The 21,033-nt window shown below is 73.4% G+C and carries 22 protein-coding genes and 1 pseudogene; 9 read left to right on the top strand and 14 right to left on the bottom strand.

The annotated features are described in order from the left end of the window. Positions 1–145 precede the first annotated feature (145 nt). On the top strand, positions 146–313 hold the full coding sequence (locus OHA72_RS42690; RefSeq protein WP_327001793.1) for a hypothetical protein: 168 nt from the start codon (positions 146–148) through the stop codon (positions 311–313). A 64-nt stretch (positions 314–377) separates the two neighbouring features. Here OHA72_RS42690 and OHA72_RS42685 read toward each other — a convergent pair whose 3' ends face one another. The 3 genes from OHA72_RS42685 to OHA72_RS42675 form a co-directional block, all read right to left on the bottom strand. Next, positions 378–815 (bottom strand): hypothetical protein, encoded by a 438-nt coding sequence (locus OHA72_RS42685; RefSeq protein ID WP_327001792.1) that lies wholly within the window; start codon positions 813–815, stop codon positions 378–380. 74 nt (positions 816–889) lie between these two features. Beyond that, the gene (locus OHA72_RS42680; protein WP_327001791.1) at positions 890–1,774 is read right to left on the bottom strand and encodes an arginase family protein; all 885 of its coding nucleotides are present in this window, start codon (positions 1,772–1,774) and stop codon (positions 890–892) included. A 14-nt stretch (positions 1,775–1,788) separates the two neighbouring features. Next, positions 1,789–2,115 (bottom strand): hypothetical protein, encoded by a 327-nt coding sequence (locus OHA72_RS42675; protein WP_327001790.1) that lies wholly within the window; start codon positions 2,113–2,115, stop codon positions 1,789–1,791. 180 nt (positions 2,116–2,295) lie between these two features. Here OHA72_RS42675 and OHA72_RS42670 point away from each other — a divergent pair, with 180 nt between their 5' ends. Together OHA72_RS42670 and OHA72_RS42665 are read left to right on the top strand one after the other, a co-directional pair. Continuing rightward, entirely contained in the window at positions 2,296–2,742 is a 447-nt protein-coding gene (locus tag OHA72_RS42670; RefSeq protein ID WP_327001789.1) for an SRPBCC family protein, read from the top strand. Positions 2,743–2,928: 186 nt separating this feature from the next. Beyond that, positions 2,929–5,583 (top strand): ATP-binding protein, encoded by a 2,655-nt coding sequence (locus tag OHA72_RS42665; protein ID WP_327001788.1) that lies wholly within the window; start codon positions 2,929–2,931, stop codon positions 5,581–5,583. Here the strand turns inward: OHA72_RS42665 and OHA72_RS42660 are convergent. The 7 genes from OHA72_RS42660 to OHA72_RS42630 form a co-directional block, all read right to left on the bottom strand. Beyond that, positions 5,489–6,340 (bottom strand): metallophosphoesterase family protein, encoded by an 852-nt coding sequence (locus OHA72_RS42660; protein ID WP_327001786.1) that lies wholly within the window; start codon positions 6,338–6,340, stop codon positions 5,489–5,491. The two genes, OHA72_RS42665 and OHA72_RS42660, sit on opposite strands and share 95 nt — an antisense overlap. Before the next feature lie 3 nt (positions 6,341–6,343). Further along, on the bottom strand, positions 6,344–6,679 hold the full coding sequence (locus tag OHA72_RS42655; protein ID WP_327001785.1) for a hypothetical protein: 336 nt from the start codon (positions 6,677–6,679) through the stop codon (positions 6,344–6,346). A gap of 45 nt (positions 6,680–6,724) precedes the next feature. Next, positions 6,725–7,330 (bottom strand): hypothetical protein, encoded by a 606-nt coding sequence (locus OHA72_RS42650; RefSeq protein ID WP_327001784.1) that lies wholly within the window; start codon positions 7,328–7,330, stop codon positions 6,725–6,727. Between the two features lie 5 nt (positions 7,331–7,335). Next, positions 7,336–8,037: a WXG100 family type VII secretion target gene (locus tag OHA72_RS42645; protein WP_327001783.1), complete on the bottom strand. Its 702-nt coding sequence runs from the start codon at positions 8,035–8,037 to the stop codon at positions 7,336–7,338. Next, positions 8,034–8,366 (bottom strand): type VII secretion target, encoded by a 333-nt coding sequence (locus OHA72_RS42640; protein WP_327001782.1) that lies wholly within the window; start codon positions 8,364–8,366, stop codon positions 8,034–8,036. Before OHA72_RS42640 ends, OHA72_RS42645 begins: the two co-directional genes overlap by 4 nt. A 1-nt stretch (position 8,367) precedes the next feature. After that, positions 8,368–8,793: a YbaB/EbfC family nucleoid-associated protein gene (locus OHA72_RS42635; protein ID WP_327001781.1), complete on the bottom strand. Its 426-nt coding sequence runs from the start codon at positions 8,791–8,793 to the stop codon at positions 8,368–8,370. A gap of 184 nt (positions 8,794–8,977) precedes the next feature. Beyond that, complete coding sequence (locus OHA72_RS42630) at positions 8,978–10,117, bottom strand: NAD(P)/FAD-dependent oxidoreductase (RefSeq protein WP_327001780.1); 1,140 nt, start codon at positions 10,115–10,117, stop codon at positions 8,978–8,980. A gap of 93 nt (positions 10,118–10,210) precedes the next feature. Here OHA72_RS42630 and OHA72_RS42625 point away from each other — a divergent pair, with 93 nt between their 5' ends. Together OHA72_RS42625 and OHA72_RS42620 are read left to right on the top strand one after the other, a co-directional pair. After that, positions 10,211–10,864 carry a 2'-5' RNA ligase family protein gene (locus OHA72_RS42625; protein ID WP_327001779.1) on the top strand — a complete coding sequence of 218 codons (654 nt, stop codon included), beginning with the start codon at positions 10,211–10,213 and terminating at the stop codon, positions 10,862–10,864. Between the two features lie 315 nt (positions 10,865–11,179). After that, positions 11,180–11,599, top strand: a complete 420-nt coding sequence (locus OHA72_RS42620) for a DUF4328 domain-containing protein (RefSeq protein ID WP_327001778.1) — start codon at positions 11,180–11,182, stop codon at positions 11,597–11,599. Between the two features lie 63 nt (positions 11,600–11,662). Here OHA72_RS42620 and OHA72_RS42615 read toward each other — a convergent pair whose 3' ends face one another. Next, the gene (locus tag OHA72_RS42615; protein WP_327001777.1) at positions 11,663–12,739 is read right to left on the bottom strand and encodes an Hsp70 family protein; all 1,077 of its coding nucleotides are present in this window, start codon (positions 12,737–12,739) and stop codon (positions 11,663–11,665) included. Positions 12,740–12,820: 81 nt separating this feature from the next. On the opposite strand from OHA72_RS42615, the gene OHA72_RS42610 reads away from it, so the two are divergent. From OHA72_RS42610 to OHA72_RS42600, 3 genes are all read left to right on the top strand, one after another. After that, the gene (locus tag OHA72_RS42610; RefSeq protein ID WP_327001776.1) at positions 12,821–13,042 is read left to right on the top strand and encodes a hypothetical protein; all 222 of its coding nucleotides are present in this window, start codon (positions 12,821–12,823) and stop codon (positions 13,040–13,042) included. A gap of 321 nt (positions 13,043–13,363) precedes the next feature. Further along, on the top strand, positions 13,364–13,645 hold the full coding sequence (locus OHA72_RS42605) for a hypothetical protein (protein WP_327001775.1): 282 nt from the start codon (positions 13,364–13,366) through the stop codon (positions 13,643–13,645). A 92-nt stretch (positions 13,646–13,737) separates the two neighbouring features. Next, positions 13,738–14,763, top strand: a complete 1,026-nt coding sequence (locus OHA72_RS42600; RefSeq protein ID WP_327001774.1) for a Gfo/Idh/MocA family protein — start codon at positions 13,738–13,740, stop codon at positions 14,761–14,763. Positions 14,764–14,779: 16 nt separating this feature from the next. Here the strand turns inward: OHA72_RS42600 and OHA72_RS42595 are convergent, their stop codons facing one another. The 3 genes and pseudogenes from OHA72_RS42595 to OHA72_RS42585 form a co-directional block, all read right to left on the bottom strand. Next, the gene (locus OHA72_RS42595; RefSeq protein ID WP_327001773.1) at positions 14,780–15,589 is read right to left on the bottom strand and encodes an SAM-dependent methyltransferase; all 810 of its coding nucleotides are present in this window, start codon (positions 15,587–15,589) and stop codon (positions 14,780–14,782) included. Positions 15,590–15,649: 60 nt separating this feature from the next. Beyond that, positions 15,650–16,674, bottom strand: a pseudogene (locus OHA72_RS42590) (aldo/keto reductase). A 210-nt stretch (positions 16,675–16,884) separates the two neighbouring features. Next, complete coding sequence (locus tag OHA72_RS42585; protein WP_327001772.1) at positions 16,885–17,763, bottom strand: esterase/lipase family protein; 879 nt, start codon at positions 17,761–17,763, stop codon at positions 16,885–16,887. A gap of 192 nt (positions 17,764–17,955) precedes the next feature. Here OHA72_RS42585 and OHA72_RS42580 point away from each other — a divergent pair, with 192 nt between their 5' ends. Further along, the gene (locus tag OHA72_RS42580) at positions 17,956–20,979 is read left to right on the top strand and encodes a non-ribosomal peptide synthetase (protein ID WP_327001771.1); all 3,024 of its coding nucleotides are present in this window, start codon (positions 17,956–17,958) and stop codon (positions 20,977–20,979) included. Positions 20,980–21,033: the final 54 nt, after the last annotated feature.

The following is a 21,033-nucleotide window of genomic DNA, read 5'->3' as shown; positions in this document are numbered from 1 at the left end:
CCGCTGTCAGCTTCACGACGGGCGTCTCACTCAGAGTGCCGGAAGGCAGCCGATGAGGGGAGCACGTCTGCTGCGGATTGGGTGCTTGGATGACACGGACCGTTGATGCCAGGGGGCGCTCTGCGCCGGGGCTCTGATCGCGGCGGTGCTGGACGGGCGCCTGGTGCAGCCGGTGTTCCAGCCGATCGTGGACCTGTCCACCCGCGCGGTGGTCGGGATGGAGGCGCTCGCCCGCGGGCCGGACGTGCTGCGGGCGCCACGCCCAGGGTTCCACCAGCGCCCCGGCACACCGTTCCAGGTCGCCGCCGGCTGAGCACTGACGCGGAGCCGCCGCTTCACAGCGGGCCGAGCACCGGCACTGATGCGGAGCCGCCGGTTCACAGCCGGCTGACGACGATCCCGGCCAGGACCACCAGGAGCACGACCACCACGTCGACGTTGCCGGGCGCGATCCACCGGCGCCGGGCCGCCCACTGCTCGTCGTCGGTCTTTCCGGTGATGGCGGCCCGCACCGCGTGCCCGACCCCCAGCAGCGCGCAACCGGCGAGCAGGCCCATGATGACGGTCCATCCGACGTCCGCGGCGGTGTCCGGCAGGAGGCCGTCGACCAGGCTGTACACGAACACCACGGGCACGGTCAGCAGCAGGGTCAGCAGCCAGGCGGCGGTGCGCAGCAGGTTGGCGTCCAGCGCCGTGTCGACGTCGACGGGCGGTTGCGCCGCCCGCCGCCGCACCTGCGCGACGGTGTGCTCCTGTTCGAGCGTCCTCTGGATCAGCCAGACCATCCGCCTGACCAGCCCGGCACTGATGTCCACGGTCCTCGCCCCGGTATGTGGGTCGGCGGGCCCCGGCTGGGGCCCGCCCGGTCAACCTACAACGTGTCTACATGTCACATAGCGGTGGTGGCGCCCAAAGCGTGGCCGATGGTGGCGGCGAGGGCGCGGCCGGCGGTGCCGTCCGGGTCGAGCTCCGGGTTGTAGATGGTGACCTCGAAGCCGACCGCGCGGCCGCTGCCCATCGCGGTGGCCAGGACGGTGCCCAGCTCCTCCCAGCTCAGCCCGCCGGCGAGGCGGTAGTCGACGGCCGGCATGAGTGCGTCGTCGACGACGTCGGCGTCGACGTGCACCCAGAACCCGTCGAGGTCGGGCCGGGCGACGTGCCGCACGGCCTCGGCGGCGGCCCGCGCCACGCCGGTGTGCCGTGCCTGGTCGAGGTCCCACGACCGCAGCCCGGCCGGCGGTGGCGCACAGCCCGCGGCCGCCTGCTCCGCCGCGTCGCGCATGCCGAAGGCCGCCACGTCCTCGTCGTGGACCAGCGGCCCTTCGTCGTGGAGGCCGGAGAGCAGCGCGGGCCCGCGACCGGTCGCGAACGCCAGCTCCATCGACGCCGCCTCCGACTCGGGATCGGTGTCCGGCTGGTAGAAGTCGGCGTGCCCGTCCAGGAACAGCAGCCCGTGCCGTCCCCGACGGCGCAGCGCCAGGAGACTGCCGAGCAGGATCGAGCAGTCACCGCCGAGCACGACAGGGAACTCGCCCCGGTCGAGGACCTCCCCGACCGCCACCGCGAGCCGGCGCGCGTAGGCGGCGACGCCGGCGGCGTTGCGGACCCCGGTGACCGGGTCGACGCCAGCGGCGCGCGGCGGCGGCTCGACCCGCCCGGCGATCCGGGCGCCGAGCAGCGACCCGAGACCCGCCGCGAGCAACGCGTCGGGCAGCCCGGCCACCCCGTCGGTCTGCAGCCCCAGCGTCGAGGGGGCGGCGATCACAGCGTGCACTGCGGGTCCTCCGATCATCCACCGTCGACGGTAGCGCCGGCTCCCGCGGGCACGGGTTGCGTGGCCGTGGGCCGGTGCGCCGGTGGGCGCCACCAGAGCACGACGGGGACGATGAGGACCAGCAGCACCCCTGCGAGGACCCGGTAGCCCGGCGACATGCCGCCGGCCAGGCCGCCGTGGCTGTTGAGCACCGTGCCGACGACCGCGACGCCCAGCGCCGCGCCGATCTCCCGGGCCGCGGAGTTGAGGCCGGACCCCAGCCCGGCCCGCTCGGCCGGGAGGCCGGCCAGGATGCCGCCGGTCAGCGCCGGGGCGCACAGGCCCAGGCCGGCCGCCACCACCGCCAGGGACCTCGCGTAGGCGTGGCACCCCCGCTACGACAGCGACGGCGGCCACCGCTGGCTGCGCCAGTGCGTCCGTGCCGCGGTCCACGACGTGATGGAGCGCGCCGGGACCCGCACAGCTCATGCCGGCGGGTAGCGCGTCTGGACGGCCCGGGGCGGGTGTGCTCCGATGGAGGGATGCGGTTCGACGTCGAAACGAAGGCCTCACCCGAGCAGGTGCGCCGGGCCTTCACGGACTTCAGCGAGCGCCGGGCGCAGGTCTGGAGCCGCACCCTCGATGCGAAGAAGTACGAGCTGCGCGAGCACGGCGACACGTGGGCGGTCGCGCGGGAGAGCACTCCCGGCTCGCCGTTCTGGGTGGTCGCCCGCTACGACTGGTCGGACCCCGCGGTCATCAGCTGGACGGTCGTGGAGAGCAGCTACGGGGGCGGCGGCGACGGATTCGTGCGGATCGCGCCGGGGGCCGGCGGAGGCAGCCGGCTGCACGTCGAGTGGACGAGCACCAATGCGCGCGCATTGCAGCGGCCTCTGCTGTTCCTGCTCCATCACGGTCCGACGGGGCGGCTGGTGTCACGGATGTATGCCACCACCCTGGACCGGTACGCCCAGGAGGACCGCCACTGATCCGCGCGGGCGCGGCGCCTCGACGGGCAACCCGGCCGTCCCGGCACCCCCCGAATGCGCCGAGTGCCCGGCCCCGGCCCGACCGGCGGCGTACGGTCGAGGGAGATCACCCGCCGGCCGGCGGGTGATCGGCTGCCGACCTGGTCGGTGGTGGCTCGGCAGCCAAGCCGGGAAGGTGGCCGCCACATGAGCACGCGGACCCCGGCGCCGACCGGCCGCCGGCGATGGCCGTTGCGGTCGTATCTGGTCTGTCTGCTGGTGCTGTTCGTGGCCGCGGCCGGGGCGGGCATCTGCTCCGGCTGGCTGCAGGCCCGCCACGACGCCGTATCCATGGCGCGGCAGGACGCGTCCGTGGCGGCCGGTCTGGCGGCGCGGCAGATCGACGACAGCCTCACCGTCGTGCGCGGCACCGTCGAGTCTCTCGCCGCCAACCCCGCCGTGGGGCAGGTGTTCGCGGACCCGGCCTCCTGCCGGTTGACGTTCTCCCTCGGCGGCGCGGACGACGGGCACGTGGACGTCCTGCGCCCCGACGGGACCGTCGTGTGCTCGTCCAGGCCACCGGTGGACACCCGGGAGGTGGGTGCCTATGCGAAGGCCGCCTGGCTGCCCGGCGCGGCGCGCGCACCGCACACCGTGGCGCCGGCGGTGGACGACCGCACCGGGCGGCCCGCCGCGCTGATCACCGCCGTGATCCCGGAGCTGGGTCTGGTGGTGGCCTTCGTCGACCTGGTCACGTTGGGCGCGGCGGTGGGCAAGCTGTTCGGTGGGTCCCGCCACCTCGAGTTCGTGATCACCACCGGGGACCGCGCGACCGTGCTGACGCGGTGGCCCGACGGCCGGCGCTGGGCGGACACCAGCGTGCGCGACAGCCGCTTCACGGTGGCCGGCGGCGGCGGTACCGGCGTCGACGTGACCGGACTGCACCGGCTCTACGGACGGGCGGCCGTCGCCGGCCTCGGCTGGCAGTTGTTCGCCGGGGCAGACCGGTCGGCGGCCCTAGCCGCCGCCGACCGCGTGGCCCGGCGCCAGGCGGCGGTCGTGGCCCTGGGACTGCTCGCGGGGCTGCTGGCCACGCTGGTGGTGCAGCGGCGCGTCACCGGGCCGATCGGCAACCTGCGCACCGCGGTGCGCACCGCCACCGCCTCCGGCAATCTGGACACCACCGTCACCGTCACCGGTCCGCGGGAGGTCGCCGAGCTCGGCGAGGAGTTCACCGCGCTGCTGGCCACCGTCGACCGGGAGCTGCAGGAGCGCCGCCGCGCCGAGGAGTCCGCCTGGGAGCACGAGCGCAACTACCGGCAGATGTTCGACGCCAGCCCGTACCCGATCGTGCTGTTCGACCCCGGCACCCTCGACATCATCGCCGCCAACGACGCCGCGGTGGCGTACCACGGCCGGCCGCGCGACGCATTCCTGGCGATGCGGTTCACCGGCCTCTGCCCGCCCGAGGACGTGGAGGCGGTGACCACCGGCTTCGCGGCGGCCACGCCGGTAGAACGCGACCGGGCGCAGCGTCACGTCAAGCACGACGGCACGATCACCGAGGTGAGTGTCACGTCCTACCTGACGTCGTTCGCCGGGCGGAAGGTCCGCTGCGCCGTCATCACCGACGTCACCGAGCGTGAGCACCTGCAGCGGCGGCTGCGGCAGTCGGACCGGCTGGAGAGCCTCGGCCAGCTCGCCGCCGGTGTCGCGCACGACTTCAACAACCTCATCGGCATCATCAACGGCTACGCGGGCATGGCCGCCGCCGACCTCGAGCCGGCCGCCGCCGCGGACCCCACCTGGCGCACCCTGCACGCCGACCTCACCGAGATCGTCGCCGCCGGCGACCGCGCGACCGCGCTCACCCGGCAGCTGCTGTCCTTCGCCCGGGCCGACCCGGCGCCGGAGGCGCGCACCCTGGACCTCAACAGCATCGTCACCGACCTCGACACGCTGCTGCGGCGCGCCGTCGGCGAGGACATCACCGTCGTCACGCACCTCACCGACCGGCCGTGGCCGGTCCGGGCCGACCCCGGCCGGCTCGAACAGGTGCTGGTCAACCTCGCGGTCAACGCCCGCGACGCGATGCCGGGCGGCGGTACCCTCACCGTCGAGACCGCACCGGTCACCGTCGACGAGCACTACGCCGCCCAGCACCCCGGCGCGCGCACCGGCCGGTTCATGCGGCTGCGGGTCAGCGACACCGGGACCGGCATGAGCAGAGCCACCCTGGAGCGGGCCTTCGAGCCGTTCTTCACCACCAAACCCAAGGGCCACGGCACCGGCCTGGGGCTGGCCACCATCTACGGCATCATCACCCAGGCCGGCGGCCACGCCCAGATCTACTCCGAGCTCGGCCACGGCACCACCATCACCGCGCTGCTCCCGGCCGTCGACGCCGCCGCCGAACCGGACACGGCGCCCGAGGAGCGGCACCGGCCCGGCGGCGGCGAGACGATCCTGCTCGTCGAGGACGACGACAGCCTCCGCGCGATCACCGAGCGCATCCTGCTCCGCGACGGCTACACGGTCCTGTCGGCGGCCTCCGTCGCCGACGCCCAGCGGCTCGCCGCGACCCGCCCGGGCGTCGACCTGCTGCTCACCGACGTGATCCTGCCCGACATGCACGGCCCGGCCCTGGCCGCCGCCCTGCACGAGACCCATGCCGGCCTGCCGGTCGTCTACCTGTCCGGGTACACCGAGACGGTCCTGGCGACCCGCAGCACCATCCCGGCGGGCGCGACGCTGCTCACCAAGCCGGTCAGTGCCCAGCAGCTCCTGACGACGGTCGCCCGGGTCCTGGAGCACCCGTCGTCGCCCCGGCGGTCAGCACCACCGCGCGGGCGTCGACGTTGATGACGTGCCCGTCGCCGAGCCTCGCCGCCGGGTGGTCCCAGTGCACGTGGCCGCAGAGGGTGAGGGCCGGGGCACGGCGCTCCAGAAGGCCCCGCACGGCGGCGTTGCCCAGCTGGTCCGGGGTGGTGCCGGCCGGGCCCTCGTGCAGCAGCAGCACGTCCGTCGGCGCCGCCGCGACCTTCTTCACGAGGGTCAGGAAGTCCTTCTCGGTACGCCGCATCGGCCGGCCCGGGTCGCCGATCACCCCGCCGACGCCGGCGAAGGTGCGGCCGCCGTACGCGCGCCGGTCGCCGTCGAGCAGGGCCAGGTCGGGGCCGAGCTCGGCGACCTGGGCCTTGGTCACCTCGTCGTGGTTGCCGGCGACGCCGAGGACGACCCGGCAGCCCGCCGCGGCGAACGCCAGCCACACGTCGGCGACGGCGCCGGACGCGCCACGCACGTCGGCGGCGGGGGCGGAGTACAGGTCGCCGGTCAGCAGCACCCCGACCTCGTCCGGCGGGGGCAGCAGCCCGCCGTCGGCCCACACCGTGAGGTAGTCGGCGAACGCGATGCCGAGCAGGCCCGGCGCGCCGCCGAACGGTGACGCCGCGACACCCTGCAGGTCTCCGGTGGCGATCAGCGCGCGGCAGCCGGCCGGCAGCGCGTCGACGTACAGCCGGTCGACCGGCAGCTGGACGTGCTGGGTGCCGCCACCGGGACCGGCGGCCTGATAGGGGATCGTGGCCAGCCGCTCAGGTCGCCCGTCGAGCAGCCGCATCGCTCAGTCCAGCACCCGGCGCTGCAGGAACTTCCACTGCGGCCGGGCGGTGAGCCGTGCCCGCACGCCGTCGGCGTCGGGGACCTTGTTGACGAACAGCAGGAACCGCGCGAGGGGGAAGTCCGGCAGCTGGAGATAGCCGCCGTCGCTGTCGTGCAGGTCGTTGGACTGCAGCACCAGCCGGCCACCGCCGAGGGGCTGCCCCGACGCGACGAGATGGGGGCCGAGATAGTCGCTGTCGTGCGGCTCCCACACGACGCCCAGCACCTCGGCGAGCCCATCCGGCTCACCGCCGAGGTCGTCAGCGCCGAACCCGTACACGTCATAGATGGCTGGCAATCCACTTCCCGTTTCGCCGTGGGCCGGTGCTGTGGCCCGAACCGGTCAGAACCATACCCTGATGGTCGGCCGGCGAGCGACCGCGTCGTCCATCGTCCTGAAGATCATCAGGTGCACCGGCCGCCCGGCATCCGCGGACGCGTCGGCGACGATGCCGTCCAGGCCCAGCGCGTGCAGGTCGGCCTCGCTCAGAGGGCCGGTGGACACGCCGTCGCCGCGGAAGGTGATCCCGCGCTCGCGTGCCGCGGCGTAGATCGACTCACCGGACACGGCGAGGTCGTAGTCGCTGGTGCGGCCCTGGTCGAACGGCGCGCCGCTGTCCGCGCTGCGACCGGTGACCGCGCTGCCCTGGAAGCCCATGTCCAGGTCCGGGTACTGCTCCCGCATCCGGTCGCGGACCCGGGTCGAGTACTGCTGGAAGTCCTGGAAGTCGCGGAACCCCTCCGGCACGTTGGGGTTGCGCCGGGCGCCGCCGCCCTGGTTGCCGCCGCGGTTGCCGCCCCCGCCGAGGCGGCCGTCGCCCAGCGTCTCCCCGGCGATGTCCTGCGCCCTGGGGACGTTCTGGGGCGCGTCGCCGGTGCGGTGCCGCCGCGGCCCGGACCCGCCGCCGGTGCCGTCGTCGCCGCCCTTGGGTTTCTTCGGTTTCGCCACGGCCGCTACCCGTTGACCAGGCGCGACAGGTTGGTCAGGCTGGTTACGAGGGCCGAGGTGTAGCTGAGGATGCGCGCAGCCCACTTCACGACGGCGGCCGCGATCTGCATGGCGATGACCGGGATCGTGACCACGAAGATCGCCTCGACCGCCCACACGATCACCCGCGCCACCAGGTCGGCGATCAGGTCCCGCACCAGGTCGCGGGTGAACGCCACCAGGTTCCCGGCGCCCTGCGTGGCCGAGGCCATCGCGGCCGAGATCCCGCTGAGCGCGTCGATGCCGTCCACGTTGTTGATCATGAGCGTCTGGTACGACAGCTCGGCCGGCCCGTGCCAGTCGGGCATGTCCGCGGCCAGGCGGGCCTGCAGGTCCTTCGCCATGCTCTGCAGCTCGGCCGCCATGTTGTCCCAGGTGGCGGCGTGCGAGGCGACCACGTCCGGCATGCCGGTGAGCGCGTCCAGGATCTGCCGCAGCGGCTCGAAGTACTCCATCGCCCAGCCGATCCCGCTGGCCAGCAGCGCGCTGAACGGGTCCATCACGGTCGCGGCGACCTCGAGGCCGAACGCGGCACCCGCCAGCAGGTCGTCGACCCACCCCTCGCTGCGGATCGCGTCGACGAGACCCTCGAAGCTGTCGGCCAGCCCGATGCCCGTCCACACCTCCCGGGTCGAGTCGACGCCGGCGATCAGCGAGCCGTCCGTCATCCGCCCGCGTCCATCACGCGGTGGGCCTTGCCGATCAGCTGCTTGTTGTCCGCCTCCACACCGTCGTAGGCGTAGGCGGTCTTGCGCAGCTGCGCCGCGATCAGGGTCAGGTTCTCCTCCGCGTACGCGATCAGCTCGTCCTGCCGGGTGTGCCGCCCCTCGAGGATGCCGGCCATCCACCCGCACAGCAGCCCGTACGCCGCGTCGTCCTGCGCGATGTGCGCGCTGGCCGCCTTGACCGCGCCGAACCGCGCGTTGATCGTCTCGATGTTGCGTGCGTGGGTCCGCAGCTGCCCGGTGTCGACGCTGGAACTGTCGTATTCGCCCATCTCAGCGCTCCCATCCGCCGAAGCGGTCCGGCTCGGGCCCCTGGAGCTGCCGGCCGATGCGCTCGGCGACGGCCCGCCCGGCGGGCGAGTCGGTCCCGACGGTCTCGGCGAGGATCTCCTGCGCCCTGCCCGCCAGGACCCCCCTGGCCTCCTGGATCGTCGCCATGATGGTCCTGGCGACCACGTCCGGGTCCACCCGCTGGATCCGCTGGCCCAGCCGAAGGTCGACCAGCGCGCCGGTCGAGTCGACCGTGACCTCGACCAGCCCGTTGGGGTCGGTGGCGCTCACCCGCAGCTCCTGCAGGCGCTCGCTCATCGCCTTGGTGTCCGCGGCCAGCTTGTCGATCTGCCCCCGCCACGCGGCGATGCGGTCCATCGCCCCGCCCGGGTCGAGAATGCCGTCCCCGCCAGCAACGCCGGCCGTCATGTGATGCCCCCTCGATCGCCGCCGCCCACATCGAAGAAGATACGCGCCGACCACCGTCACAGCATGCCCGTGCCCACCCTGCGGCCTTTGTGGGCCGGGGAGTGGTTTCGGCGAGATTGTCGGCCTTGATCGGGTCAGCCACGCAGCCGCAGACACACGGATCCATGCCGCCACGGCACGGGTGTCACCGGAGTGCGTGGCCGAGTGGCGGGCCGGCGGGGCGTGGGTCGACGTCGGGGAACGAGCCGTCGCCGAACAGGACCCGGGCGGCGAGCGCGCGGCCGGTCCCGCCGCGGAGCACGGCGACCGCCGCCTCGGCCGCGACGGGGGAGCGGATGCCGGCGAACACCCGGCGCAGCAGCAGCCGCCCACGGAAGCGGGCGCGGAAGGTGTTGCCGTCGTAGCGGCGCAGCAGGTGCTCGTCGCCGGTGCGCAGGTATCCGGCGGTGACGGTGGCGGCGAGCTCCGACATGCGCAGGCAGGGGTCCAGGCCGCCGGCGGTCAGCGGCGACACCGCGCCGGCCGCGTCGCCGACGAGCAGGCCGGCCGGGCACGCCAAGCGGCGCAGCACGCCACCGACCGGGATCGGACCGCCGCGCCGCTCGATCGGGCCGGTCGACGGTGCGCGGCCCGGGGCGTCGGCGGCGAACGTCTCCAGCAGGTGCCGGACGCCGGCCCGCATCGCACCCGGGTATCCCGCGATGCCGACGTGCGCGTGCCGGCCGTCGTCGATCACCCAGCCCAGGTACCCGGGGGCGACGCGGGGATCCAGTACACAATGGAACGCCGGCGTCGTGGTGCCTGACGCGACCGGATGGATGAGCTCGGCGCCGACGAGCATCCGGCGGTTGACGTCCAGGCCGAGGTCGCGGGCCACGCGGGAACGGGCGCCGTCCGCGCCGACGATGAACCGGGCACGCAGCGGCTCCGCACCCTCGAAGCGGACCACACCGGCCGTGACACCGGCGTACCGCACGCCAAGCAGGACTCGCGCCCCGGCCGTCTGCGCCGCGTGGCGTGCGTGCTCGTAGACTCCCGCCATGTCGGCCACGCGGTATTCGTCGCGGTCGCTGGTGAGCCGGATCGGTGAGCGCCGCGACGGCGGGTAGAGCAGCACGTCGCGGACCCCGGGCCCGAGCAGGTGCCCGGGCACGTCGAAGTCGTCGAGGGTGCGGCGCACGAAGATCCCGGTCGTCCGGATCCCCGCCGACAACGACCTGCGCCGGTCAACCACCATCACGTCCAGGCCCTGCCCCGCGAGCAACCGCGCCGTGTGCAGCCCCGCCAGACCCGCGCCGACGACCAGTACATCCACTACCTGCATACCAGGCGACGGTAGGGCCGCAATCGCGTCCGGGCGACGGTGTGCACGGTATGTGCGCCGGACCTGCACACCGCCACCACTACCGTGATGGGCATGCAACGGTTCATCACCGCCGAGCGGACCTGGCCGGAGCGCACCCGCTGGCACGTGTACGTCCTGCCGGACCTGGACGCCGACCCGGACCTGCGACGGCTGGTGGGGCAGAGCCGGGCCGTCATGTCGCGGTACCCGGCGCTGTCGGTCGTGCCCGACCAGTGGCTGCACGCCACGATGCAGATGGTGACCGGCCGGGCGGGTGACGACGTCACCGACGCCCAGCGGGCGGCGCTGGTCGACGCGCTGCGCGAGCGGGTCGGCGGCCTCGCCCCGTTCACCGCAACCGCAGGTTCGGTCCTGGCGACCCGCTCCGGCGTCGTGCTCGACCTGGACCAGGACCTGCCGGGCGAGCCGTTCGCGGTGCTCGGCTCGGGGGTCCGGGCCGCGATCGGCGCGGTGTTCGGCGACGACGGCCTGCGCTACGACCCGGACGTCCCGCACATCAGCCTCGCGTACGCGGCCGGCGACGATGACTCCGGCGAGGTGCAGGGCCACCTGCGCCGGACGGTCCGCCCGTCCCGCACGCGGCTGAGCGTCGCGGCGGTGTGGCTGCTCGACGTCATCCAGGACCCGGCGCGCAGCCAGTACCGCTGGCATGAGCCTCTCGCCCGCATCCCGCTGACCGGCCGCGTGGACCAACCCGGGACCTGACCGGTTGCACGCCCGCGGTACAAGATCGGTTGCAGTCCGATAGTTGACCATGAACATGGACCCGTGCCGCTGGCACCTAAGCTCCCCGAGGCATGAGCGAAACGCGCAATGCGCAACCCCATAGATTGCAGACGATCGGCTGGGTGGCCGTCGGCGCCCTGGTGGTCGCCGGACTGGCCCATGCGTTCTTCATCGCCCGAAGCCTTGTAGGCCCCCGGGGACGTCGCCGGGGAGGTCGTCGCGCAGCGGGCCGCGTTCGGCTTCGGCTGGTCCATCGAGGGCGAGCTCGGCCTGCAGGTCGTCACCGCCGCCCGGGTGCTCACCCTGGTCGTGTTCATCGTCTGGCTGTACCTGGCCCACGACAACTTCCGCCGTCGCAACAACCCCCTCGAGTGGCGCAAGCCCTGGGTGATCGCCGGCTGGTTCATCCCCGTGGCGAACCTCGTCATCCCCGGCCAGGTGGTCAAGGAGGTCTACACCCGCTCCTACCCGGAGAAGGCGTGGTCCTCGGTCCAGCTCGTCAACCTGTGGTGGACGACGCTGCTGGTGACCTTCCTCAGCTACACCGAAACCACCGTGCACGCCGCCACGGGGACCGCCGCGTCCGTGACCACGGTGTACACCCCGGCGTTCCTCGCGGTGGTCACCGGCGGCGCCGGCATCCTCGCCGCGATCCTCGGCATCGCCATCGTGCGCCGCATCTCGGTCTGGCAGGACACCTCGGCCACCAGGTGACCTCGTGACGACGGCAGGGCCGCGACCGCGGTCCTGCCGCGCCGTCCGCTCGTCGCCCGAGAGTCAGCGGACCGCGACGAGTGCGCCCTCGGCCACGACCGTTTCGGGACGCTCCAGCGTCGTCGGAGCCACCGCGATCGCGCGGTGCAGCGCGGTGCTGGCCAACGGGATCCGGCTGGAGCCGCCGACCAGGAACACCGTGCCCGGGCGGGCCGCGGCCGGGCCTGCGGCCCACAGCGCGGACTTGGTCGCGGCCACGGTGCGCTCGACGATCGGAGCGACCACGGCCTCGAACTGCTCGCGAGTCACAAGCATCTCGTCGTCGTACAGCGGGACCTGAATCAGTGTCGAGGGCGCCCGCGACAGCATCTCCTTCGCGGTGCGAACGTCCTCGAGCAGCGTCCAGCGAGCGCGGCGGTCGGCGGGCGTGGCGGGATGCTCCAGGCGTGCCCAGGCCCCGGGGTCGCGCCCGGCGTGGACAGCGGCGATGTGGCGCAGCAACGCGGCATCGACGTCGCGGCCGCCGGTGTCCGTCAGACCCTCGGCCGCGGCCACGTCGAAGCCCCCGTCGCGGTGCACCAGGACCGTGGCATCGAACGTGCCGGCGCCGAAGTCGTACACCACGATCGCGACGTCCGGTCCCACCGACGCACCGTGAAGGCGGGTCAGGAAGCGGGCCGCGGCGACGGGTTCGGGCAGCAGGTCGACCGCCGGGGCGCCGGCCCGGGTCGCGGCGGCGACGAGCGTCTCGCGGCGGGTCGGGCCCCACGCGGCGGGGTGGGTGATGGTGACCGGGGGCGTGACCCCGTCCAGCGTCCGCCGCGCTTCGTCCAGGACCCGGGTCAGCACCGCGGCGATCAGGTCGGTAACAGCGAACTCACGGTCGCCGAGCAGCAGATGCCCGTCGTCGATGCAGCGCTTCGGCGCGGGCTCGAACCGCTCCGGCGCGGTGCGGGCCAGGTGCAGCGCGTCGCGCCCGACGGCGATGCGGCCGTCCGCCTCGGCGAAAACGGCCGAGGGCAGCAGCGGCGAGCCGTCGAAGAGCAGCGGCAGGCGCCGGCCGTCGGCGGTGCGGAGCACGGCGGCCGTGTTCGAGGTCCCGAAGTCGATGCCCACATGCGGCCCGCCCGGCTCCGGCATGCCGCCGCCCACGGACGGTGGCGCCGGCGACCAGGGGCCGGCTCGAATACCGCCGCAGGTATCGGCTCGCGCGGCGGCGCGGTGACCGGCGACGCCGCAGGCGGTGCCGAGACCGGCAACGGCGCCTGCGGCGCGGCGGCGGACAACGCCCCGGAAACGGGGAACGCGGCCTCCGGTGGTGCGGACACCGGCGCGGCCGGTACCCGAGGCGCGGGAGGCGTGGAGACCGTCGGCGCAGGCGGCACGGGCCGGTTCACCACGGCCGGTGGCCGTGCCGGGGTCCGCGCCACGGACCGGCGCTGACTGCGCCGGAGGAGCCGCACCACCACGATGATCAGCACGATCAGCGCCAGCAATACGATGATCTGGCCCAGCGAGACGGTGCTCATTGGTGAACCGGTTTCCCTTCGATTCGGACGCGACTGCCCGTCAAGAAACGCGCCCTGGCGACGTCAACCGCCGATCGGCCCGACTTTGCGGCCTTCGAGGTCGCCGAGTGCGACTTTCTTGAGGGGTGGCCCGTCGGCCGCCGGCGTCGCCGCCCCGACGGTGCGACCGCAGACGTTTCGTTTCAGCCCGTCTGGGCACCGTCTCAGCATGCAACCAGGCACGCCAGTGGGGAACGTGGACGCTCTGCCCCTCGTCCAGGTAGGGATGCGGGTCGTCGACCCGGCCGGGGAACAGGTCGGCACGGTGAGCGCTGTCCAGGCGTCCGGGACCGACGTGCGCCCGGACACCATCGCCGGTATCACGGAGCACCTGATGGCCACCGGCTATCTGCGCATCGACGGGGCCGGGTTCCTGTCCAACGACGCCTACGCGGGCGGCAACCAGGTCAGCGGCGTGTCGGGTGATGTGGTCGAGCTGCGCGTCGGCCGGGAGGACCTGCACCGGGCCGCCAGCTGAGGCCGCCGTTGCCGGAGTCGTTCTGACGGGTGAGCGGGCTGCGCGGTGTACCTTCGCCGTGAGCACCTGAACAGCCAACTCGAAGGACGAACATGACTTCTCTGCCCGCCACGCGAATCGCCGACCCCTCGGATGCACCGCCCATCAAGTGGGGCATCATCGCGCCGGGGTGGATCGCGGGGCAGTTCGCGGGCGCGCTCCACCGGCACTCGAAGTCCAGAGTGGTCGCGGTCGGGTCCAGCTCGGCGGACCGTGCCAAGGAGTTCGCCGCGCGCCATGGCGTCGAGCGGGCGTACGGCTCCTACGAGGCGCTCGTCGCCGATCACGACATCGACGCCGTCTACGTCGCGTCGCCGCACAGCCACCACTTCGAGCAGACCCGGCTGGCGCTGCTCGCCGGCAAGCCGGTCCTCGTCGAGAAGGCATTCACGCAGAACGCGTCGCAGGCGTCGTCGCTCATCGACCTGGCCCGTGGGTCGGGGCTGCTGCTGATGGAGGCGATGTGGAGCCGCTTCCTGCCGCACTACGACGTCGTGCGGCAGCTGATCGCCGACGGCGTCCTCGGCGAGGTGCAGACGGTCATCAGCGACCACGGCCAGCACTTCGAGCTGGAGCCGGCGCACCGGCTGCTCAACCCGGCGCTGGCCGGCGGCGCGCTGCTGGACCTGGGGATCTACCCCATCTCGTTCACGTCGTTCGTCCTCGGCGCACCCGAGGAGATCCAGGCGACCGGCACCATGACGAACACCGGCGTCGACGCCCAGGTCTCCGCGGTGCTGCGGACCGGGCGCGCGCACGGGATCATCTCCACGACCCAGACGGCCGCGTCGCCGACCACGGCCAGCATCTCCGGCACCGCCGGCCGGGTCGAGATCGCCGGCCCGTTCTACCAGCCGCAGTCCGTGCGCTTCACCGACCTGGCGGGCGACACGCAGGCGACCGCGCCGGGCTCCGTCGCCGGCCACGAGGGCCTCGTCTATCAGGCCGCGCACTTCGCGGACCTGCTCACGGCCGGAGCGACCGAGTCGCCGCTGCTGCCCCTCGGCGAAACCCTGTCGATCATGCAGACCCTCGATGAGATCCGTCGCCAGATCGGTCTCGTGTACCCCAACGAGTAAGGCGCCCGGGCCGCGCTCAGGGTTTGCGGCCGACACCGCCGTAGAGCGCGGCCTGCGCGTCGCTCAGCTGCGCCTCCTGCTCGGGCCGCCACTGCAGGATCGGCACGACACCGGGCTCGACGACGTCCAGGCCGGTGAAGAACCGGGCCACCTCCGGCTGCGAGCGCAGCCGGGTGGTGATGCCCTGGCGGCGCATGATCTCGGTGAACCGTGCCCACTGCTCCGGCTCGTAGTCCGCGGTGATGTGCGAGACCACGAGGTAACTGCCGCTGGGCAGGGCCGCCGTCAGCCGTTCGACGATCGCATACGGGTCGTGATCGTCGTCGAAGAAGTGCAGGATCGCCAGCAGCAGCACCGCGACGGGCCGGTCGAGGTCGAGGGTGCCGCGAAGGTCGGGCGCGGCCAGGATCTGGTCGACGTGGTGCAGGTTGGCGTCGACGTACGCCGTGCGCCCCTCCGGCTCGCTCGTCAGCAGTGCCCTGGCGTGGGTCAGCACGATCGGGTCGTTGTCCACGTAGACGATCCTGGCGGCCGGGTCCACCGCCTGAGCGACCTCGTGGACGTTGGGCGAGGTGGGCAGGCCGGTGCCGATGTCGAGGAACTGCCGGATGCCTGCCTCGGCGGCCAGGAACCGCACCACCCGCCGCAGAAACGCCCGATTCTGCAACGGCGCCGTGGCGGCGTTGGGATTGACCTTGAGCCCGGCGGCGGCGGCCTCCCGGTCGGCGGCGAAGTTGTCCTTGCCGCCGAGCAGGAAGTCGTACACACGAGCGGGATGCGCCCGCCCGGTGTCCATCGGCTCGGCCACGGCCCCTCCATCATCCATCGACAATCCTCTGCCGAAGCATAGGCCGGACACAGGAGATGATCGATGCCGGTGCGGTGTTCAGGCGGCGGAGCGTGACTCGGCCGGCCGGCGGCGCAGGTGCGGGACCAGCAGCGCCGGGGGTACGTACGCCTGGTCGAGTGCGCCGACGTCCGTGCCCGGCGGGACGATCTCGTCGATCTGGTCGAGGATCTCGTCGGTCAGGGTGACGTCGACGGCGGCGAGCAGGTCGTCGAGCTGCTCCATGGTGCGTGCGCCGAGCAGGGCGCTGGTCACGCCGGGATGGGCGATCGCGAACGCTATGGCGAGGTGCGTCAGCGGCAGGCCGGCCTTGTCGGCGACGGGAATCAGCTTCTCGACCGTGTCGAGGCGGCGTTCGTCGCTGATGTGCTTGAAGAAGGCGGTGCGGCGCAGGTCGGTCTCCGCGCCCTTGCGGATGCGGCCGGTGAGCGTGCCCTGGGCGAGCGGGCCCCAGACGAGCACGCCCATGCCGTAGCGCTGGGCGAGCGGCAGGACCTCGGCCTCGATGCCGCGGTTGAGGATCGAGTACGGCGGCTGCTCGGCGCGGAACCGCTCCAGGCCGCGGCGCTCGGCGACCCACTGGGCATCGACGATCTCAGACGCCGGGGTCGTGGACGAGCCGATCGCGCGGACCTTGCCGCTGCGGACCAGGTCGGTGAGCGCGGACAGTGTCTCCTCGACGTCGGTGCCCGGGTCGAGGCGGTGGATCTGGTACAGGTCGATGTAGTCGGTCTGCAACCGGCGCAGCGACTGCTCGACCGCCGCCATGATCCAGCGCCGTGAGGTGCCCTGCTGGTTGGGGTCCTCGCTCATCGGGCGGCCGAACTTGGTGGCGACCACGACGCTGGCGCGGCGGCCCTTGAGTGCCTTGCCGACGATCTGCTCGGACTCGCCGTAGGAGTACACGTCGGCGGTGTCGATCCGGCGTCGAGGGCCTTGTGGATGATGCGGATCGAGTCGTCGTGGTCGGCGTTGCCGACGCCGGCCGCCTTGCCGAACATCATGGCGCCGAGCGCGTAGGGGCTGACCTTGATGCCGGTCCGGCCGAGGGTGCGGTACTGCATGAGTGTCTCCCACCGTTGCGAACACGACGCGGATGGCGTCGCCTGCATTCACGATGCGCCGGCACCGGCGGACGGGGGAGTGGAGCGCTCATCATGGGAGGGCCGCTCCCTGGCTGCTTCGAGGTTCTCGCAGGTGAGGAGCGCGTCGGGGTGGTCGTCGCCGAGGACGCGGCCCGGCGGTGACGGACACCTCCGGGCGCTGCGGGCCGTTCACCGCGGTGGCGCGCCGAACGTGTTCGTCTGCGTGTTGCCGTCCCCGATATGCACGCCCTGCGCACCCTCGATGTTGATCCTGTACTTCGAGGTCGACGGACCGGATGAAGCGGGCGTCGCACCGGATGAAGGCGCCGCCGCGGCCCCCGCAGCAGGCGCAGGCCCGGCAGCGGTGGCGGACAGCGCCTCGATGACGTGGGTCCGAAGGGTCGGGAAGGTGAGGCTGCCCGGGAACTGCGGGTCGAGGATCGAGGAGTGGTCACCCGGCAGCGAGCCGACGTTCGGGAACACGCTCTGCGCCGACGCCCGGGTGACCACGTTGTCGGTGCGGCCGGCGTACGCGTGCACCGGGATCGGGCAGTCCCGATCGGTGGCGGCCCGGGCGTTGACCACCGAGCGCAGGAACGTCCGCCGGGCCTCGGTGGCGTCCGCGACCAGCGTGGCGAGCTGGGCGGCCTGCGGGTGCCGGCCGAAGCCGAGCGCCCGGCGGATCGTGCCGAGATACTCGGAGCCCTCGTTCGGGCAGGCGAGCAGGACGATCGCGCGGATGCGGGCGAGCTCGCGGGCGCGGCCCTCGTGGACCATCCAGGCGAGGTGCCGTTGCAGGATGAGCCCGCCCTGACTGTGGGTGACGATCACGAGGGGCCGGGCGGGGTCCAGCAGCGCGAGGTGGCTGCGCAGGGAGTGCGCGATGTCGTCGTAGTCGGGGATGCGGGTCGGCGACAGCGGCAGGCGCACCTTCGGCGACTCGTAGCCGAACCGGTCGACCCGCACGCCGGCAAGGTCGGCATCGGACTCCACCAGCCGCGCGAGGCGGTCCCAGGTGCGCGTCGATGACCAGAATCCGTGGATGAGCACGAGGTCGCCAGTGAGCATGAGGCCTCCCGTCGGGGCGTTACCGGCATGATACGCACCGCTACGCAGGCGGGGCGTGGACGCGCATGCCGGGGTTAATCGTAAGGATTGTTGACAGTTGAGGCATCGACTCGTACCTTACCGTTGGTCACGCCGACGAGAGGGGGACTCGTGTCGGGAGTATTGTCTTTCGGTCAGGAACGACTCTGGTTCTTGGACCAGCTCGACCCGGGCGACGCCTCGTACAACATCCCGCTGGTGCTGCGCCTCACGGGTGAACTGGACGCAGAAGCGTTGCGCGCCGCGCTGCAGGGCCTGGTCGAGCGGCACGAGACGCTGCGCACCCGGTTCCCCGCCGCCGACGGGCGCCCGTCCGCGACCCCCGGCCCGGCACCGGCACTGCGCGAGCTCAGCTGTACCGCATCCGAACTGGACGCACGGCTCGCCGAGTGCAGCAACGCACCGTTCGACCTCGCCGAGGGGCCACTGCTGCGGGCCACCCTCGTCAAGGTCACGGACAGGCCCGGCGAGCACGTCCTCAGCCTCGTCGTGCACCACATCGTCGCCGACGGCTGGTCGCTCAACGTCCTGCGCGACGAGCTGGCAGCCCGCTACGCCGGCACCTTCGACGGCCCACCGCTGCCGACCACCTACGCCGCGTTCGCGCAGGCCCAGCGGGACGGCGGCGCGGAGCAGGACACCACGTTCTGGCGGGAGCAGCTCACCGGCGCCGCCCCGCTGGAACTCCAGCCGGACCTGCGGCGACCGGCGGCGAGGACCTCCGACGGCGCGTTCCACACCCGCCGCATCACCGTCGCGGCGACCCTGGACGCGTTCGCCCGGGAACAGCGCGTCAGCCCGTTCATGGTCCTGCTCGCCGCGTACCAGGTGCTGCTGCAGCGACACACCGGCCAGGACGACGTCAGCGTCGGCGTGCCCGTCGCCGGCCGCAACGACCCGGACCTCGAACCGCTCGTCGGCTACTTCTCCAACACCCTCGTCCTGCGCGGCGACCTGCGCGGCGACGGCACGTTCCGGGAGCTGCTGCGGGCCACCCGCCGCACCGCCCTCGGCGCGTTCTCGCACCAGGACCTGCCGTTCGAGCGGCTCCTCGACGAGCTGCACGTGGAGCGGGACCTGTCGCGCAACCCGCTGTTCCAGACGCTGCTGACCGTGCACAGCCAGGACGGCGACCGGCACGGCGTGCCGCGGCCGTTCGGCCCGCTGACCGCGGTCGAGATCGACGGCGGCCACACCCAGACCAAGGTCGACGTGATGCTCGACGTGTGGCGCTCCGGCGACGACCTGGTCGCCGTGTTCGGCTACCGCCGCGACCTGTTCCGCCCCGCCACGATCGCCGCGCTCGCGGAGCGCTTCGAGGTCCTCCTCCGTGCCGCGCTCGCCGCCCCCGACACCCGCGTCCGTGACCTTCCCGTCCTCACCGGAGCCGACCGTTCGTTTCTGGACGTCGTGGGTACGACCACCGCCCCGCCCGCCCGTGCCGTGCTGGACGAGCTCGCGGCGCGGGTGGCGCAACACCCTGCCAAGGCGGCGCTGGACGCCATGACCTACGGCGCGCTCTGGGAGGCGTCCGGCAGCCTGGCCGGCGCGCTGCTGGAGGCGCAGGACCCGCCCCGCATCGTCGGCGTGTGCCTGCCCCGCGGCCCGCACGCGGTCGTGGCCATGCTCGCCGCGTGGCGGGCCGGCGCCGCCTACCTGCCGCTGGACCCCGCGTACCCGGCCGCCCGCCTCGCGTTCATGGTCGCCGACAGCGGCGCCACCGCCGTCATCGCCGAGGAGGGCCGGGCCTTCGACGGGGTCCGGACGGTCCCGGTGACCGCGACCGGCACCGCCGCCCCGATGGCCCCGGACGCCGAGGACACCGCCTACGTCATCTACACCTCCGGCTCCACCGGTACCCCGAAGGGTGTCCTGGTGCCGCACCGGGCCCTCGCCGCCCGCGCCGCCTGGATGCGCGACGGCTACGGCATCACCGGCGCCGACACCGTCGCGCAGTTCGCGGCGCTGAGCTTCGACACCCACGCCGAGGAGCTGTGGCCCGCCCTGACCGCGGGCGGCACCGTCGTCTTCGCCGACGCGGACCTGCCCGACTTCCTGGCGACGCCGGCCGGTGCGGCGGTCACCGTCCTGGACCTGCCGACGCCGTACTGGCACCGCCTGGTCGACGACCTCGGCGGCGTGCGCTGGCCCGACGGCCTGCGCCTGGTCATCCTCGGCGCCGACCAGGTCGAGGGCGCCGCCGTCGCGGCCTGGCGGGCCACGTTCGGCGACCGGGTCCGGCTCGTCAACTCCTACGGCCCGACCGAGACCACCATCATCGCCACCGTCGCCGACCTGACCGGCGACCCCGGCGACGCCGGCGACCGGCCGCCGATCGGGCGTCCACTGTGGAACACCACGGTCGCCGTCACCGACCGGCACGGCCGCCCGGTGCCGCCCGGAGTCCCCGGAGAGCTGCGCGTCGGCGGCGCCGGCGTCGCCCACGGTTACCTCGGCCGGCCTGGGCGGACCGCCGCCGCCTTCGAACCCGACCCGGACGGGCCGCCCGGGGCCCGGCGGTACCGCACCGGCGACCGCGTCCGTTGGCGGCCCGACGGGCAGCTGGAGTTCCTCGGCCGCCTCGACGAGCAGGTCAAGGTCCGCGGCTACCGCATCGAACCCGGCGAGGTGACCGCCGCGCTCCTCGCACTGCCGGGCGTGGGGCAGGCCGCCGTCGTCGCCCGCTCCGACGCCCTCATCGGGTACGTCGTCCCGGCGGGCCTCGACCCCGCCGCGCTGCGGCAGGCGCTCGCCACGACACTGCCGGCGCACCTGGTGCCGAACGCGATCGTCGCCCTGGACGCGCTGCCGCTCACCGTCAACGGCAAGCTCGACAAGACCGCCCTGCCCGACCCGGAGGTCCGCTCGGCGACCGGCTGGGTCGCGCCCCGCACCGACGCCGAGGACCTCGTCGCCGGGGTCTGGGCCGAGGTCCTCGGCGTGGAGAAGGTCGGCGCGTTCGACGACTTCTTCGACCTCGGCGGGCACTCGCTGCTCGCGACCCGCATGGTCGCCCGCATCCGCGCCGCCGTCGAGCTGACCGTGCCGATCCGCACCCTGTTCACCCACCGCACGGTCGCAGGGTTCGCCGCGGCCGTCGAAGCGCTGCTCATCGCCGAGATCGAGGCGATGAGCGAAGAGACGGCACAGCACCTGCTCACGGGGGACCAGTCATGACCGCAGGCTTCAGGGCAGACCGTCGCCGGAGCGCAGCGGAGGTGGCGGCATGAC

Source organism: Dactylosporangium sp. NBC_01737, from assembly GCF_035963215.1.
Lineage (GTDB): Bacteria > Actinomycetota > Actinomycetes > Mycobacteriales > Micromonosporaceae > Dactylosporangium.
Note: the sequence above shows the minus strand (reverse complement) of the source record. Positions and strands in the feature narration are given on the sequence as shown.

What these genes read in the sequence shown, in the direction of transcription:
- OHA72_RS42615 (WP_327001777.1), bottom strand. Translation starts at nt 12,739, where the DNA reads ATGCCGGAGCCGGGCGGGCCGCATGTGGGCATCGACTTCGGGACCTCG.
- OHA72_RS42660 (WP_327001786.1), bottom strand. Translation starts at nt 6,340, where the DNA reads ATGCGGCTGCTCGACGGGCGACCTGAGCGGCTGGCCACGATCCCCTAT.
- OHA72_RS42665 (WP_327001788.1), top strand. Translation starts at nt 2,929, where the DNA reads ATGAGCACGCGGACCCCGGCGCCGACCGGCCGCCGGCGATGGCCGTTG.
- OHA72_RS42670 (WP_327001789.1), top strand. Translation starts at nt 2,296, where the DNA reads ATGCGGTTCGACGTCGAAACGAAGGCCTCACCCGAGCAGGTGCGCCGG.
- OHA72_RS42625 (WP_327001779.1), top strand. Translation starts at nt 10,211, where the DNA reads ATGCAACGGTTCATCACCGCCGAGCGGACCTGGCCGGAGCGCACCCGC.
- OHA72_RS42645 (WP_327001783.1), bottom strand. Translation starts at nt 8,037, where the DNA reads ATGACGGACGGCTCGCTGATCGCCGGCGTCGACTCGACCCGGGAGGTG.
- OHA72_RS42600 (WP_327001774.1), top strand. Translation starts at nt 13,738, where the DNA reads ATGACTTCTCTGCCCGCCACGCGAATCGCCGACCCCTCGGATGCACCG.
- OHA72_RS42595 (WP_327001773.1), bottom strand. Translation starts at nt 15,589, where the DNA reads ATGGATGATGGAGGGGCCGTGGCCGAGCCGATGGACACCGGGCGGGCG.
- OHA72_RS42585 (WP_327001772.1), bottom strand. Translation starts at nt 17,763, where the DNA reads ATGCTCACTGGCGACCTCGTGCTCATCCACGGATTCTGGTCATCGACG.
- OHA72_RS42640 (WP_327001782.1), bottom strand. Translation starts at nt 8,366, where the DNA reads ATGGGCGAATACGACAGTTCCAGCGTCGACACCGGGCAGCTGCGGACC.
- OHA72_RS42630 (WP_327001780.1), bottom strand. Translation starts at nt 10,117, where the DNA reads ATGCAGGTAGTGGATGTACTGGTCGTCGGCGCGGGTCTGGCGGGGCTG.
- OHA72_RS42635 (WP_327001781.1), bottom strand. Translation starts at nt 8,793, where the DNA reads ATGACGGCCGGCGTTGCTGGCGGGGACGGCATTCTCGACCCGGGCGGG.